At 48.7% G+C, this 14,792-nt stretch carries 15 protein-coding genes; 8 read left to right on the top strand and 7 right to left on the bottom strand.

Features of this window, described 5'->3' with window-relative positions; genetic code table 11:
- The first annotated feature begins 183 nt into the window (after positions 1-183).
- The 4 genes from AC3RCL_RS16565 (at position 184) to AC3RCL_RS16550 (ending at position 3,915) form a co-directional block, all read left to right on the top strand.
- Positions 184-1,341 carry an AI-2E family transporter gene (locus AC3RCL_RS16565; RefSeq protein WP_492530773.1) on the top strand — a complete coding sequence of 386 codons (1,158 nt, stop codon included), beginning with the start codon at positions 184-186 and terminating at the stop codon, positions 1,339-1,341.
- A gap of 631 nt (positions 1,342-1,972) precedes the next feature.
- Positions 1,973-2,458, top strand: coding sequence for an RrF2 family transcriptional regulator (locus AC3RCL_RS16560; protein ID WP_492536389.1), 486 nt, complete (start codon positions 1,973-1,975; stop codon positions 2,456-2,458).
- A 100-nt stretch (positions 2,459-2,558) separates the two neighbouring features.
- Positions 2,559-3,533, top strand: coding sequence for a DUF1835 domain-containing protein (locus AC3RCL_RS16555; protein ID WP_492530771.1), 975 nt, complete (start codon positions 2,559-2,561; stop codon positions 3,531-3,533).
- Between the two features lie 145 nt (positions 3,534-3,678).
- Positions 3,679-3,915, top strand: coding sequence for a DUF896 domain-containing protein (locus AC3RCL_RS16550; RefSeq protein ID WP_009590590.1), 237 nt, complete (start codon positions 3,679-3,681; stop codon positions 3,913-3,915).
- Between the two features lie 181 nt (positions 3,916-4,096).
- Here AC3RCL_RS16550 and AC3RCL_RS16545 read toward each other — a convergent pair whose 3' ends face one another.
- The 4 genes from AC3RCL_RS16545 to AC3RCL_RS16530 are packed head-to-tail and all read right to left on the bottom strand — an operon-like array spanning position 4,097 to position 6,792.
- Positions 4,097-4,858 (bottom strand): DJ-1/PfpI family protein, encoded by a 762-nt coding sequence (locus tag AC3RCL_RS16545; RefSeq protein WP_486048539.1) that lies wholly within the window; start codon positions 4,856-4,858, stop codon positions 4,097-4,099.
- Positions 4,855-5,493: a DUF2306 domain-containing protein gene (locus AC3RCL_RS16540; RefSeq protein ID WP_492530768.1), complete on the bottom strand. Its 639-nt coding sequence runs from the start codon at positions 5,491-5,493 to the stop codon at positions 4,855-4,857. Before AC3RCL_RS16540 ends, AC3RCL_RS16545 begins: the two co-directional genes overlap by 4 nt.
- 22 nt (positions 5,494-5,515) lie before the next feature.
- On the bottom strand, positions 5,516-6,553 hold the full coding sequence (locus AC3RCL_RS16535; protein ID WP_492530766.1) for a DJ-1/PfpI family protein: 1,038 nt from the start codon (positions 6,551-6,553) through the stop codon (positions 5,516-5,518).
- A gap of 17 nt (positions 6,554-6,570) precedes the next feature.
- Positions 6,571-6,792 (bottom strand): SHOCT domain-containing protein, encoded by a 222-nt coding sequence (locus tag AC3RCL_RS16530; RefSeq protein WP_492530764.1) that lies wholly within the window; start codon positions 6,790-6,792, stop codon positions 6,571-6,573.
- A gap of 204 nt (positions 6,793-6,996) precedes the next feature.
- On the opposite strand from AC3RCL_RS16530, the gene AC3RCL_RS16525 reads away from it, so the two are divergent.
- Both AC3RCL_RS16525 and AC3RCL_RS16520 read left to right on the top strand, forming a co-directional pair.
- Complete coding sequence (locus AC3RCL_RS16525) at positions 6,997-7,683, top strand: response regulator transcription factor (protein WP_492530762.1); 687 nt, start codon at positions 6,997-6,999, stop codon at positions 7,681-7,683.
- Between the two features lies 1 nt (position 7,684).
- On the top strand, positions 7,685-9,019 hold the full coding sequence (locus tag AC3RCL_RS16520) for a sensor histidine kinase (protein ID WP_492530760.1): 1,335 nt from the start codon (positions 7,685-7,687) through the stop codon (positions 9,017-9,019).
- A gap of 101 nt (positions 9,020-9,120) precedes the next feature.
- On the opposite strand, the gene AC3RCL_RS16515 is transcribed toward AC3RCL_RS16520, so the two are convergent.
- The 3 genes from AC3RCL_RS16515 to AC3RCL_RS16505 are packed head-to-tail and all read right to left on the bottom strand — an operon-like array spanning position 9,121 to position 13,097.
- Positions 9,121-10,212 (bottom strand): GerAB/ArcD/ProY family transporter, encoded by a 1,092-nt coding sequence (locus tag AC3RCL_RS16515; RefSeq protein WP_492530758.1) that lies wholly within the window; start codon positions 10,210-10,212, stop codon positions 9,121-9,123.
- Positions 10,213-10,246: 34 nt separating this feature from the next.
- Complete coding sequence (locus tag AC3RCL_RS16510; RefSeq protein WP_277748878.1) at positions 10,247-11,464, bottom strand: Ger(x)C family spore germination protein; 1,218 nt, start codon at positions 11,462-11,464, stop codon at positions 10,247-10,249.
- Positions 11,465-11,498: 34 nt separating this feature from the next.
- Positions 11,499-13,097, bottom strand: a complete 1,599-nt coding sequence (locus AC3RCL_RS16505) for a spore germination protein (RefSeq protein WP_492530755.1) — start codon at positions 13,095-13,097, stop codon at positions 11,499-11,501.
- A gap of 272 nt (positions 13,098-13,369) precedes the next feature.
- Here AC3RCL_RS16505 and AC3RCL_RS16500 point away from each other — a divergent pair, with 272 nt between their 5' ends.
- A complete protein-coding gene (locus AC3RCL_RS16500) occupies positions 13,370-13,921 on the top strand; it encodes a GNAT family N-acetyltransferase (RefSeq protein WP_096773615.1) in 552 nt (183 codons plus the stop codon).
- Positions 13,922-14,127: 206 nt separating this feature from the next.
- Positions 14,128-14,784 (top strand): SGNH/GDSL hydrolase family protein, encoded by a 657-nt coding sequence (locus tag AC3RCL_RS16495; protein WP_492530752.1) that lies wholly within the window; start codon positions 14,128-14,130, stop codon positions 14,782-14,784.
- Positions 14,785-14,792 lie beyond the last annotated feature (8 nt).

The following is a 14,792-nucleotide window of genomic DNA, read 5'->3' as shown; positions in this document are numbered from 1 at the left end:
CCGACCATAAAAACGAACCCTCATGCTGGCCCTTGGTTGACTGGACATGTGCCCTGAAGAAACATTATAGTTAAAAGAATGGAGTTAGCGAAGCTGTGCTCGATTATCTTGACGCCATGGGTGGCTTGCATCGATGCAAGTTTTGTGTCTGGAATCGATAAACCTAAATAAGGGAGGACATATATGGAGCAACCTCGCATTTGGCCGGATCGGTTCAAGCGCTTTTTTCTAAACAATAAGTTTGTGCTGCTTTTGCTTGTTCTGTTGCTGGTCGGTTTAAACGTCATGGTATTAAGCAAAATCTCGTTTGTTCTGCATCCGATCGCGGTTCTGATCAAGACGATCGTGCTGCCGATCATTTTATCCGGAATCCTGTATTATTTGCTGAATCCCTTGGTGGATATGATGGAAAAAAGGAAAATCAAACGCGGATGGTCCATCCTGATATTATATCTGTTGATTGCCGGAATTTTGACGGTTGTGGTGCTGGCGGTCATTCCGGTGCTCCGCACCCAGATTATGAGTCTGATAGACAATTTCCCGACGTACAGCGAGAAAGTCAGGCAGCAGTTTGAAGAGCTGACCGGCAGCCAGTTGTATAGTCAGCTGCAAGAAGCCGTGAACATCAACTCCCAGGAATGGTGGGGCACGATAACGCAGAAAGCAACCGAAATCCTGAACTCGACATGGAGCAAGGTAGGCGGTTTCCTCGGCGCGTTTACGGAGATCGTGTTGTCGATCATTACGGTTCCTTTTGTCCTGTTCTATATGCTGAAAGACGGCAAAAAGCTTCCTCGGAAAATCTTGTCGTTCCTGCCGACCCAGAGTCGTTCGGGGATCCTGCATGTGCTTCAGGATATCAATCACCAGATCAGTTCGTTCATCCGCGGTCAGATTATTGTCAGTGTCTGCATCGGTATTCTGCTGTACATCGGGTACATGATCATCGGCCTGGATTACGCGCTTATTCTTGCCATGATCGCCTCGTTCACCAGCGTAGTCCCCTATTTGGGGCCTGCCATTGCGATCACGCCCGCGTTGATTGTGGCTCTGGTCACTTCGCCGGTGATGCTGCTGAAGATGGTGGCGGTATGGACGATCGTGCAGCTGATCGAGGGCAAATTCATCTCTCCGCAAATTATGGGCAAAACGCTGAAAATTCATCCGATTACGATTATCTTTGTCATACTGACTGCCGGCAATCTGTTCGGCGTGGTTGGCATTCTGTTGGCCGTACCCGGCTACGCTGTTCTCAAGGTTTGCGTTACCCATATATTCGAATGGTTCAAGAACACATCGGGATTATACGATCCTTCGAATGATGGCCATATGTCCAAATAATAAGGCGTGCCTATTGATGAATAGGAGGCGTAACCTTGACAAACTTTAACCGAGATCCATAGAAGCGTATGAAGCTGCGCTTGCGAAGCCGCCGTTTTGGCGGCTTTTTTAAGTTCAAGGTTCCGGAGTAAAGCTTAATCGTAGACGCTTTAAAGATGGGTGAATTATGTGAAAGCGGCTTTAAAGAGAGCTGCTTTACGCGAGAGCTTCGAAGTGTTAACGTTTGAAGCTCCGCGTACGTATCGTTCCTCCAATCGCTGTTGTCGCCGAATTTCTGGATTGTATGTTAGGGGTTGAAATTCGGCTCCAAAGGCGACCGCTCCGCTTTTCCGGAATCGATTCGTCCTCTTCACTCCTTCGAAGCTAATGGATTGCCAGGTTACTGGAGAAGAGCACATCTCCCTGAACACAAGGGTGGTGGGAGGTAGGAGAGCCGCCCTAAGCATAAAATATGGCGGCTCTTGAAGGTAATATCTTTTAATGATTCTTGCTTGCTCCTGGTCTTTGTTGTTTGAGGAAGTCGCCATGGTTTATCCCGTCTTCGCGGATTCATTGCAAATAAGAAACTGAATCAATATAATGGATATCATGGGTCTATGGTAAATAAAATAAAGCAAAGGAGGAAACCGCCATACAGTTTTCCAAAAGCGTTGACTATGCTCTGCACGCCTTAATTCATCTGGCTCAATCGGAGCGTGACCACAACATCGGAATCAAGGAGCTGTCTGCGACACTAGGCGTTTCGGAAAGCTATTTGTCCAAAATCATGTCCAAGCTGAGACAGGACGGAATCGTGCGTGCCGTGCCGGGGGTAAACGGTGGCTATGAGCTGGCAAAGCCGGCCCGGCAGATTACATTTTTAGAAGTGATCCAAGTGATCGAAGGAAGGCAGCAGCTGTTTGAATGCTCCAATCTCAATTCGCAGCAGCATCGATTGCTGACCGAAGAGAAGCCTAGCGACAGGAACGAAGACAAGCCGGGTGCTTGCGTATGTCTGGTCAAACAGGTGATGGACGGTGCGGAACGGCAGTTGAATCAATACTTGGAGGAGCAAACGATCCAATCGGTATTGGAGGCTGCTTCCAAACGCGGCAGCTGCTCGACTAACAAGAGGTGACGAAACAGTTGAACTTCGCTTCGGAGGGATCCTTATCGATAAGCTATACGAGAAATTGCAAGGGTTTGGGGAAAGAGAGAATTGGCTTTTACTCCGTCGGTTGCTGAACACAGCGATCCAGGATGCCACGAACGTCGGGCATGAAGAGAAAAGGGCTGCTGAGCGATTGTACAAGCTGATCGAACATCATGCAGAGATCGTTCACCATGAGCGGCTGCAGGAGGAGAATCTCCAAACGCATGTTCATATCATTTTCAGTCTCTCGAATGCCGGTTCATTAAAAGTGGCGCTCAGTCAAGTGGGGAATCGGGAGAAATCCCGCGTATTAGCATTTAATGAATGCTTTTCCACCGGCCCTATCAGGGATTTAAGCACAGCGGAAGGGCAGCAGCGCAGGCAGTTCTGGTTGATGGAACACGACAAAGAAGCCTACTTTTCCAACATGATCAACCAAGAGCACCAAATTGAGCGGATGATTCAAACACTAAAGACCATACCGGAGAGCAAGACCGTGGTCATTTGGTGCGCGGATAACGCCCATGATCAAACCGGGCTTCGCTTTGCATCGTACTTGCTGAGGGAGCGGAAAAGCGTTCATGTGGTGAATGTGACGCAAATTCTCAAAGAATCGAGTATGCAGCTGAATAAGGGTGAGATCCCAGTCTATCAATCCAGGATCGATCGGGAGATTTACATTGAAATCGTTAAAACTTATGGTGATGGGATTCCGCTGGACTCGGATCTAAGGAGACGGTACGAATCCGAATGGCTGGAGCTGGCAGGACAAGATCACGTCCTTCGATTCTGGGAAGAGGACGGGGTCATCGGCTGCGAAGAGGATCGAATGGATGCGCTTATCTTACAATCGGTCGCTGAACTGCAAGAGCAGCACCATTCTGGTGATCTGGTTAAAGCAGGGGACGTCTTAGATCGTATATTCGAAATTTCACGCCATTTCGTAAGTTATTCTTATATCGTGCACAGAATCTGGTTTTTAGTCAGTGAGGGGGTCCTCATGTTCAAGGGGTTACCGGGCTTTCCCCATCAATTTTCGATAGGTTTGCCTAAAGCTTAAGGAGCCGCCAAATGGGCGGCTTTTTTGATTTGACTGGAAAATCCATTCGCATCTTGGCATGGTTTCCTTGGATTAATTGCAACCACAGGTTATTTACAGTAAACTGTCTGTTACAACTTGTTATACGGAAGGATGAAAGATAACCATGACCATACCTTCATTGCATAGAATTAATGAACTGAGCCGCAAGCAGAAGACCGAAGGTCTGAGCCAAGAAGAATATACTGAACAGCAGCAGCTTCGTCAGGAATATTTGCAAGCCATCCGAGGGCAGGTTCTCTCGACCATGTCTACGTTGAAAGTTGTGGACCCGAATGGCGAGGACGTTACTCCGGAGAAACTGAAAATTACGCAAAAACAGAATACGTCAAAGCTCCATTAAGCTTCGTGCTTGGTTAGTTTCTGTTTTGGATTCATTGGTCTCCGCACCCGCACAGGGATAGGCAAACGTTTACCCTGTGTATGGTGTGGAGTTTTTTTGTGCGAAATAAACTATATATATCACCAGATAGTTAGAGCTAAAGAACGAGTTACGGTTGATTTTTGCTTTGTAAACTACAAGTTTAAAAGTTGATCGGTGCAATGCCCTCAGCTTGCCAAACTGTACCTCTTCGTTCGTACTCGAATAACTGTTCAACAGCATTTGCGATTTGAGGTCCCAATTCACGCTCAACCAAATATAGGGAAACATCAAGTCCAGATGTCACACCGCCACCAGTCACCAGGCGAGGACCATCTTCAACGACTCTTGCATCAATCGGATTTGCACCGAGAGCTTTCAGTGCAGTCATTCCGATCTGATTGGTAACGGCGTGTCGATCCTTCAACATGCCGCCCATAGCAAGCAGCAATGAACCTCCACAAACGGTGGCAACCGTAACATCCTTATTATCCATGGACTTTTTTAACATCGCAGGGAGACGGGTTTGCAGGGCTCCTTTTAACACATTCGGAATGGCATCTTCCGAATTGCCTGCTGGTTTACCCGAAGCTCCAGGAACCAAGATAATTCCGGAGCGATTAGGGTCTAAGACGGCTTCGGCTTTGAGGGAAGGGCCATTCAAACCGCTCGGGACCGAGCGCTTGCCTTCTGCGGATACCAATTCCACGGTAACTTTTCCTCCAGAGTACATTCCAGCTGCAGCGAATACTTCATATGGGGCCAGTGCATCCAGCAGATCAAACCCGTCAAACAATACGATTTGAACATGCAGATTTCTGTTTTTGAATTCATCTTGATTCTTATTCGCTTTCGCGCTTGCAGCCGGAGCAAACAAACTAAGTATCAGTGTTAACGACATAAGTAAACTAATCATTTTTTTCATTCGATTACCCATTCCTTTCGTTTCGTTCTGATGATGATTTCAGGAATAACGATCAGCAGCGCAATAGAGACGTAAAGGCCAATGGTGTAGCTTGTGGCGTAAACCAAACCGAAACCCTGATGAACAAGAGAAGTGATAAGATGAATCAACAGGTTCGTGAAGCAGAAGGCGTAACTCCGGATCATCCAGTTCCGGTGCCGGTCGATTCGTTTCCTCTTGATCTGGATGAGCGCCGTAATGGTGACAAACAGCCAGATCAGATTGAGCGCGTTGAATCCCATGCTGCTGATTTTTCCGCCGGTGGCGTAAGGCGCCATATATCCGGAGGTCAGGACAACCAGCATTACGGACACGAGGTAAACGTAGCCGTTGAAACGATGGAACCTGCGGCTTTTTTCAAACATTCGATTGGAAAAGTTGATCAAGCCCGACGCCATGGCCAGACATGCAAATCCAACATGAACGTACATGACATTCAACCAGACCGGAAGATTCAGCTCCCGCTTCAGCCCGGTTTTACGGCTTAAAAAACCAGCGGCACCGGGATCGATCCAATAGTTTTTGACCAGGGCGTATAGAATAAACACAAGGCTGACACAGGCCAGGAGCCGGTATAATGATTTCCGTTTCTTCATGCAGTTCCACAACCTCCGAATCTTAAGAAACCCGTGTTCCGGTTAATTTGGATGCCGGCAGCATGCCGGCCTTGACGGTTCCGGTCATAATATCTCCGTCCGCGGTAACTTCGAATTTCAGGTTCAGGCGCATGGGCTTCGTGATGGGAAGCGACCAGGCCAGCTTGCCGTTCTGAAGCACAGGGCTCCTGAATCGGATGGTTTCATCTCCTTGCGTTGCCGTTCCTTCGATGATGTCGTTCCTTGCCGATATGGAGAGCCTGACTTCCATTTTCCCCACAGGCGTAGCGATCATCGTATCCCAATCCCCTTCGAATATAGATGCCTGCGTGAGTTGGTGACCCGAGGCTGCGTTAGTTAACGCCGCATGGTTCGCTGCTGTGTTCGGTTCGCTGTCGTCCGGCAAAGACATCTGCGTGCTTGGTGCCAGACCGATCCCCTTCCAAACCGTTCCTCTTCGTTCGTACTCGAATAACTGCTCTACCGCGTGCGCGATGCGCGGTCCGAGTTCTCGTTCCACCAAGTACAGTGCCACATCAAGCCCGGATGTGACACCGCCGCCGGTAACGAGGCTACCGTCGTCCACGACCCGTGCCTTGATCGGGACTGCCCCGGTTGCACCAAGCAAGCCCATGCCAAGGTGATGCGTTACCGCAGATCTCCCTTCCAATAGTCCGCCCATAGCCAGCAGCAGAGAGCCGCCGCATACGGTAGCGACTACGATGTCCTGCCGGTCGAGTGCCTGCCCGATCATACCGGTCAATTCGGTATTCATTGCCCGGCCCAAAATAGCTGGGATCGAATCGGGGCCATCACCTTCGACCTCGCCCGACGCTCCCGGTACGAGAATGATGCCCGCGCATTCCGGATTCAGTCGGCTGCTCGCTTCAATTTTTAATCCGTTAACGCCGCTAGCCACAGCCCTTGACCCTTCGGCCGTAACCAATTCCACGCATAACTCATGTTCTGCAAACGACGCTGCCGCGCAAAAAACCTCGTAAGGCGCAATGGCATCCAGCAGGTCGAAACCATCAAATAACACGATTTGTACAGTTAGCAATATAAATCCTCCCGTCTTTATTGGGCTAGAAGCTCTTTCAGCATGCGATATTCCTTCTCGTCCAGTTCACCCTTTGCCAATCGGCTCTTCAGAATCAAAGCGATGTCCCTGTCCTGCAGACTGTCGTCTTTGTAGCGATGGCGAATCGCGTAGATCCGAACAGTTGCTATACTAAAAAGCGTAAGACAAAACAAAACGCCGAAAGGAAAAAACGAAAACCCGTCGTTTTCCAATCCCATAAGATAACATCCCTTTAACATGGATTGCCCGGACGACCACCTGAATGAAGCCCGCCCGTGTTCGCAAATAGAAGTTTAACAAACGAATATCTCAAACGAAGTCGTAAAAAGGTCACAAAAGTATAAACAAACCATCACAATTCATGGGCTCTCGTCGGTTCATGCAAAAAAAATGATAAACTAGATGGCAAAGGTGGGATTTGCATGAGCGGAGACAATACGATACTCGTTGTAGACGATGACCAAAGCATCGTTGAACTATTAAGGGACTTTCTTGAGAATGACAGCTTTCACGTGAAAACTGCTTGTGATGCGGAGGAGGCATGGGCCATATTCCAACAGCATCCCATTCATTGCATGGTTCTGGACATCATGATGCCGGGACAAAATGGATTTGAGCTGTGCCGCCGGATTCGGGCGGAAAGCCATGTTCCGATTCTCTTTTTGAGTGCCCGCAGCGACGATGTGGACAAAATCCGGGGGCTGACGCTCGGCGGCGACGATTATATCGTCAAAACGGCTTCTCCCGGGGAGATCGTGGCCCGCGTGAAAGCCGTACTGCGGCGCTCCGCGACCCGGCAGCCAGTGGAGGGGAGGGTGTTGGATTACGGCCGCCTCCGGTTGAATTTGTCCACAAGAGAAGTGGTCGTGGAAGGCAATAACGTCGTGCTCACGCCGAAGGAGTTCGAACTTCTGCGATTATTCGCCGAGCATCCTAGACATGTTTTCACCTATGACCAGCTGCTTGCGAAATTTTGGGACGGGGTGGGCGACAGGCATACGATCCGCGTCCATCTCAGCCGGCTGCGCGAGAAAATCGAAGCCGATCCGAACCAGCCGCAATTCCTCGTTAACGTGTGGGGAGTAGGCTATCGCTTTGAGGGTGGTTGACATGAAGACGCTGCGCATTCGTACCTTTACCATGCTTAGCTTTTTCTTTATCCTTCTGTTACCGTGGATCTTTTTTGTCACTGCCCATTTTATAGAGACCAAGACGCTCAGCTTCGAAAAGGGGCGTTTGCAAAATGTGACGCTGCAAAGTAATTTATCGGACATGATACACTTCATTGAAGCTGGCTCCGGCCAATGGACGGAACCGGCTTGGCAAAATCAATTGAAAACGGCGCTCCATGAAGCGAATATGGATGTTCTTATTCAATCCACGGAAGAGCGGGAGCTGTATCGGTCTAATCCGGAACGCGGCGGTACGTCGTTGTCAACGGAACGATTCTCCGTCATCAAGGATGGTCAATTGCTGGGCAGGGTAACTCTGTATTTGCCAAGAACCAATGAAAAACAGGTCATGTCGGCTTTTGCAGGACTTCTGCTTGCTATCTTGATTGTCGGAATGGGAATGAGACGGTTCGTGCTCAAACCGCTTGAGAAGATGGGAAATGCAGCCAGGCAAATCGCGACAGGCGATTGGAAGGCGCGGTTGCCCTCATCCAGGATCACCGAAATCGCCGAAGTACGCGATGGATTCGAAGTGATGGTGAAGGGGCTTGAGAAATCCTATCAAAAACAAGCCGAATTGGAACAGGAACGCCGATTCGTGATTGCTGCCGTTGCGCATGATTTGCGGACGCCGTTGTTTGCGTTGCGGGGTTATTTGGATGGCTTGGAACAAGGAATCGCTCAATCCCCGCAAATGGTCGCCAAATACGTAGCGGTATGCAAGGAAAAATCGGTGCAGTTGGATCGTCTTGTGGAGGATCTTTTCACATTTACGAGGATGGAATATTTGGAGGCGGAACTTAGCCGCAGCCTCGTTGATTTGAGAGATGTTATCCAGAATTCGATGGACAGCCTGCGGCCGCTTGCGGCTGACAAGCATATTACCTTTACCGCACAATTCATGGGCGATTGTCTACTAAGAGGTGATACGCATTTATTGGAGCGCGCCATGAATAATCTCCTGGACAATGCCGTCAGACATACACCCTTGGGTGGTGAAATTGCTGTGCGATGCAGCAAGGACGACAACCGGATCAGGTTTACGATACGCGATAACGGACCGGGCTTCTCCTCGGCAGACCTGGAGCGCGTTTTTGAACCCTTGTACCGTGGGGAAAGGTCTCGAAGCCGATCAACTGGAGGCAGCGGTTTAGGGTTGACCATTTCACAAAGAATCATAAGGCGGCACGGAGGTGAAATAACCGTCAGCAACCATCCGGAGGGAGGAGCGCTGCTGGAAGGATGGTTACCTGCCGCAACCCCCGAACAATAGGATATGGATGGTTGTTAGTCTTATCCCTCTCAGTGACACGCTTAAAAAGCCGCTTATTCGCGGCTTTTTTGATGAACATCCATATTGACCCAATCCACCGATCAGCCGGATTTGGATGAACGACCTCCTTTGATTAATATTATCAAAGCAAGAAGCAATGGCAGTCCGATCTGGAAGATGGGAAAGTGGTATTTCAAATTTTGAGCGAACCCGATCCAGATATGATAAATAAAGTTCGGCGAAGTGAACGATATGGTAAAAATGAAAGCACCCACGATCACGGTGGTTTTTTTATGGCTGATTTTGACCAGGCTGGAGAGACCGAGTACGGCACCGAGGTAGAATGCGGTCATTTTTACGAAAATGCCGATATAGATCAGCAAGATGATCAACGGGTCCAAACGCTCCAGAAAATCGGCGATTTCGATGAGACGAACCGACCGGAGCAGCGGAAAAGTTGATATGCTCGTTATGGAGGGATCCAATATCGCAAGGTTTAATATGTTGAATATCATTAAAAAGATGCCCACGAATATGTAGGAAGACAAGGATGTCTTGGACAGCGTTTTCTTATCATCGAGATGATTCCAAAACATGAGAAAGACCACGATTTGACCGAACGGAAAACTGATCACCTCCGGCAAAGCTGCTTGCAGCACCGGCCGGATTCCGTTTTCAAGCATGGGCATAAGGCGGTCAAGGTGAATGATATTCGAACCGATGAACATAAGAACGATCAAGATATATCCGATCATCGTAAAAGGAAGAAGAAATTCCGTGACGCGAAAGAATACCTCAATGCCTTTCCAAACGGCATAACCGGACAGTAAGACCATCAAGAGAATCAGGATGAACAGCGGTGTGCTGGGGAGAAAGGAGATATTGATGATGTCCGCGAACTCGCGGGTATTTCGCATGGATTCATATGCAAAATAAACGATATAGGCTGCAGTAATAAGGGAGCCCAAATATTTCCCCAAATGCCGATTTAGAATTTGGGGAAGAGCATGCTCCGAATTTTTGTTCTGGATATAGAGGTAGACGCACAACAGCAGCAATCCCGCGAGCATGGCAACCAGCACGACCAGCCAAGAATCTTGTTTAGCTTCAATCCCCAGCTCATATAATGGGGTGCTGCCGATCATAAACAAGATGGTCATGGCTATGATTTGGTATTTACCGATCTTCTCCATTGGGGACCTCCTTGTTGTAGGTATCGATTGCGGTCTATTTATTGGGTTCAATCAGATTCGAGAAGGGTTTATTGATCATATTCGTGTGCTCCACGTTGACTTCAAGATTCAGGTCGAGTTCCAGCTCCTGAAGCGGATGCTCCAACTTTGAAAGGCGTTTGCTGGCCGCCGGATATCTTCTGTGAATCATATCCAAAAAACCAACCACATCCACATTCAAATCCTTCATCCTTTTCCACGTAGCCAAGACTTCTTCCTTGATCTGCTCGGCTATCGCTTCCTCGAGTTTCGAAATGACTTCCGGTTTCGTCAAATCCATCGTACAGCTGGTTTCATCAATAGCCCCCTTGGTTTGAATATGGACCATCATGTTGACTGAACCGTTGACCAATCTGGGATCTACCCGAGTCGAGGAATGGGTGACGCGGTAACTCGATAACCGGGTTGCGTCTTGATCGCTGCATGGGGTAACAATGATCAGGTTTTTGACGCTGTTCGAAAGCCAAGCGACGCCTCTGCTTTCTCTTCGCTTCATCCATCCGACCAGTCTGTCTCCCCGAAATACGCCTAAATCCCCAAGCTTGAGTACCGCTTGATTGCGGGTCGACTTTAAGGCATCCAAGGTGGATTGCTCCTCTTGATTGCCGGACACTCTCAACTCGGGTGCCATGGCGCTTTGGTACGGATTGGCGACCATGGATGCAAAATCGATCAATTTAATATTTTTCACCTGGGACAGATTTTCTTGCCCTTGCGTAATGACCCGTTGAATCGCATTGCCCGATATTTTCTCCAACGGAATAAGCACTTCCAACAGATTGGAGGCTTTGTCCTTGGTCAGCAGAACCGACATGGTTTCCCGGCTTTCCATGGGACGGAGGAAAAAATCAAGGATTTGTTGTACGCCTGCGTTCCGAACGACTTGTTCATTAATAATCAATATGGAGTTATGGGCGAAAAACAACGCGCGCGGCGCTTCTAAATTCGCATTCTGCATGGCTTCGCGAATGGTCTTGCCCCTGGTGGAGAAGATGGTGATCGGAGATTGACTTCCCCCGGATCCACCACCGGTCTGGGTGGCGATGGACTGCGGAATGACGACTTGGAAGGAGATGATCCATTCGTCTTCGCTGCGGTCTATGGACGTCGCCGAGACAATGCTAAGCGAGTTTAACTCTTTACTGTCCCAGCAACCGTTGAGAAGCAACGAGGCGGTCATCATGAGAATCAGGAGTTTAAGCTTCCGGTTCATCTGTTCTTCACCTCCGACTTATACCGTTTGTATACTATTTGTTCCCATCGGAAGGCGATGGACGCTGGTTCATTTTTTGTCGTTTCGCGTTTTTACGATTGATTAAGGTGGGTCTTGTCACCATGGCCCACCATGGAACTCGCACCAGCACGTCTTTTTGGTCTAACGGGATAAATGGAGCGAACGGCGTAAGATACGGCAAACCGAATGATCGCAAGCCGGCTAGGTGGATCAGCATGGCGAGTAATCCTGCCATAATCCCAAAGAGCCCTAAAGTTGCCGCCAATATCATAAAACCGAATCGGAGCAGTCTGGCGGAGTTGGCTATGCTCACGGAAGGCGCAACAAAGCTCGCGATGGCGGTAAATGCAACGATGATCACCATGGCAGCTGACACTAAACCTGCCTGTACAGCGGCTTGACCCAGTACTAATGCGCCTACGATGGATATCGCAGAACCCATCGCCCTGGGCATGCGCACACCGGCTTCCCTTAATACTTCGAACGTAATTTCCATCGCCAAGGCCTCGACAACGGCGGGAAAAGGGATGCCTTCCCGCTGTGCTGCAAGGCTGATTAGCAGGGTCGTTGGCAGCATTTCTTGATGGAATGTGGAGATGGCAATATAAAGTGAAGGAAGAAGCATCGACACCACAAAGGAAATGATGCGCAACAGGCGCAAAAAAGTGGCGATATCGAACTTTTGGTAGTAGTCTTCGCTCGATTGAAACAATTTGAATATGGTGATGGGAGCAATCAGCGCAAACGGTGTCCCGTCAACCAAAATGGCGATTTTCCCTTCCAGGATCGCACCTGCGATAGCATCGGGGCGCTCCGTATTGGTGATGGTAGGAAAGGGGGTGAACGTTGTATCTTGTATAAACTCTTCGATATACCCGCTCTCCAGGATGCTGTCGGTATCGATCCGGTCTAAACGATTCAATATTTCTTGTACGATCTTATCATTGGCGATGCCATTCAAATACATAACGGCAACATCCGTTTGGGTGACGCGGCCAATCTTACGATCCACGATCCAAAGGTTCGGGCTTTTAATCTTCCGACGGATCAAGGCGGTATTCGTGCGGATATTTTCGGTGAAACCTTCCTTCGGGCCCCGAACGACGGTCTGGGATTGAGGCTCTTCTACTCCGCGTTCTTCTCCTCCAATAGAGCTGGCGATAACGCCATGAGAGGATCCGTCGATGAGAATGACAGTATTGCCTTCAAGGATGGCGGAGATCAATGGCTCCATATGCTCCAAATCGCTGATGCTGCCAATGGATAAGAACCGGTTTTTGATAATGGACAAGATTTCAGCAGGGTCAGAGGTATGCAGCTCTTCGTCGTAATCCTTTGAGGTTAAGGATTGCATGATCGAGTGATTGATGGTGAGCGTATCAACCAATCCATCGATATAAATAACGGCTAGGGTATGATCGCTTCCAAGCATATGACTTAGGGTGCGAATGATGATATCCCGGCTATGGCCGGTTTGTTCCCGGATTCTATGTAAATTCTGATCCAAGCAGTCGGATAGACGAGAGGCTTCGGCGGTTTGCTTCGTTTGCCCATTATGATGAAGCAGGGCCGTATTCGATGGGGGTTGCTTTGTTCGTTTAAAAAAGGCCACGGGATCAGCTCGCTTTGACAAGATTCATACGATCTAAAGTTCCCTAAATCTGGTTTAATATTCTTTGGGCGAACCGCTCGAGATCGAACCGGCTATCGTCTCACTTCTCGGAAACCGTTAACCCGTCCGATCTCATCGCTTTTGTGAATTTGCGAGGCAGGTTAGTTTAACTATAAGTGTTTTATCGTCTGCACAGATCGGCGAATCCATGGTACTTTATAGTTAGCTTGGATCTCTCGAATAAGCGGAAAAAAACTTGGAGGCGTGGGGTAATGAAAAAAAGGCTTGAAACACGGATCGAAGGGGACCGCATTGTGCTCCGTCCCGTAAGGGAAGATGAATTTGATGTATACTTCGAATTATTGCAGGATGCGGAGTCTAACCGATTAACGGGGACACAGCAGACGTTCACCAAGGATTCGATTGCGGCTTGGATTCATAACATCGGATACGCCCATGAGGATCGCCTGGATATGATGATTGCGGAGAAGGAATCGGACGAATTAATCGGAGAAGTGGTCCTGAACGAAATCGACCTCAACAATCGCAGCGGCAATATCCGCATATCGATCTCCGGTCGGCACAGCAATAAAGGATACGGCACGGAGGCCTTAAAGCTTATGCTGCGTTATGGTTTCGAAAGTTTACGTTTGCACCGAATCGAGTTAGGCGTATATGCGTTTAATCCCCGGGCCATCCATGTCTACGAGAAGCTTGGTTTCAAACGGGAAGGTACCCTGCGAGACTCGCTATATTGGGACGGAACATTCCATGATATGATTGTAATGTCGATTCTGGAGGAAGAATATCGGCAGCTGCCATAGCCATTCCTGTATCCTTATATCATATTACGTAAGAAGTCGCCAGAATCGGCGACTTCTTTATTTGCTATTATAATTGGAGTTAATGTATAACAATTCAACCTCAGTTGTTAAATCTAGGAACCAGCCTCCGATACACTGGTCAAGGTAGAGGGAATTTAGGTACAATAGCTAAACAATCTCATTATTTAAGATTGGAGATAGCGACTATGGAGAATCAGAGAAAAACCATATTATTTCAGGGTGATTCGATAACCGACGGCAATTGGGGAAGAAACCAGGATCCTAATCATATTTTGGGACATGGCTACGTCTATCTCATAGCAGCGCAGCTCGGATTGGAATTCGCCCAAAGCCAGCCGCTATTTATAAATCGCGGGGTCAGCGGCAATCGCTTATCGGATCTGTATGCAAGATGGAACGAAGATGCCTTTAGCTTGAAGCCTGATCTCATCAGTATTCTGGCAGGTGTGAACGATGCAGGCCGTATCATTCAAGGTCAGCCCGAAGGAGCAACAGACCGTTTCGAACGAATCTATCGCCAGCTGCTGAGCGAAACAAGGGAAGTTCTCCCGGAAACCGGCCTGGTGCTGTGCGAGCCTTTTGTTTTGCAAACGGCGGCTACCGCGAATGGATGGGATCAATGGCGCAGCAAGATCGATGAATACGGTTCAATCGTTCGGCAGCTGGCAGAGGAATATCACACGCTTTTTGTTCCATTGCAGGAAGTATTCAACCAAGCAGCCCAAAACGTTACGGCGGAATACTGGTTATGGGACGGTGTTCATCCTACGTCAGCGGGACACCAGTTGTTGGCCAGGGAGTGGCTAAAGACCGTCCAGCAAAGTGACTTGGCTATCCGATGATGAATAGG

Source organism: Paenibacillus sp. MT86 (genome assembly GCF_058792535.1).
Note: the sequence above shows the minus strand (reverse complement) of the source record. Positions and strands in the feature narration are given on the sequence as shown.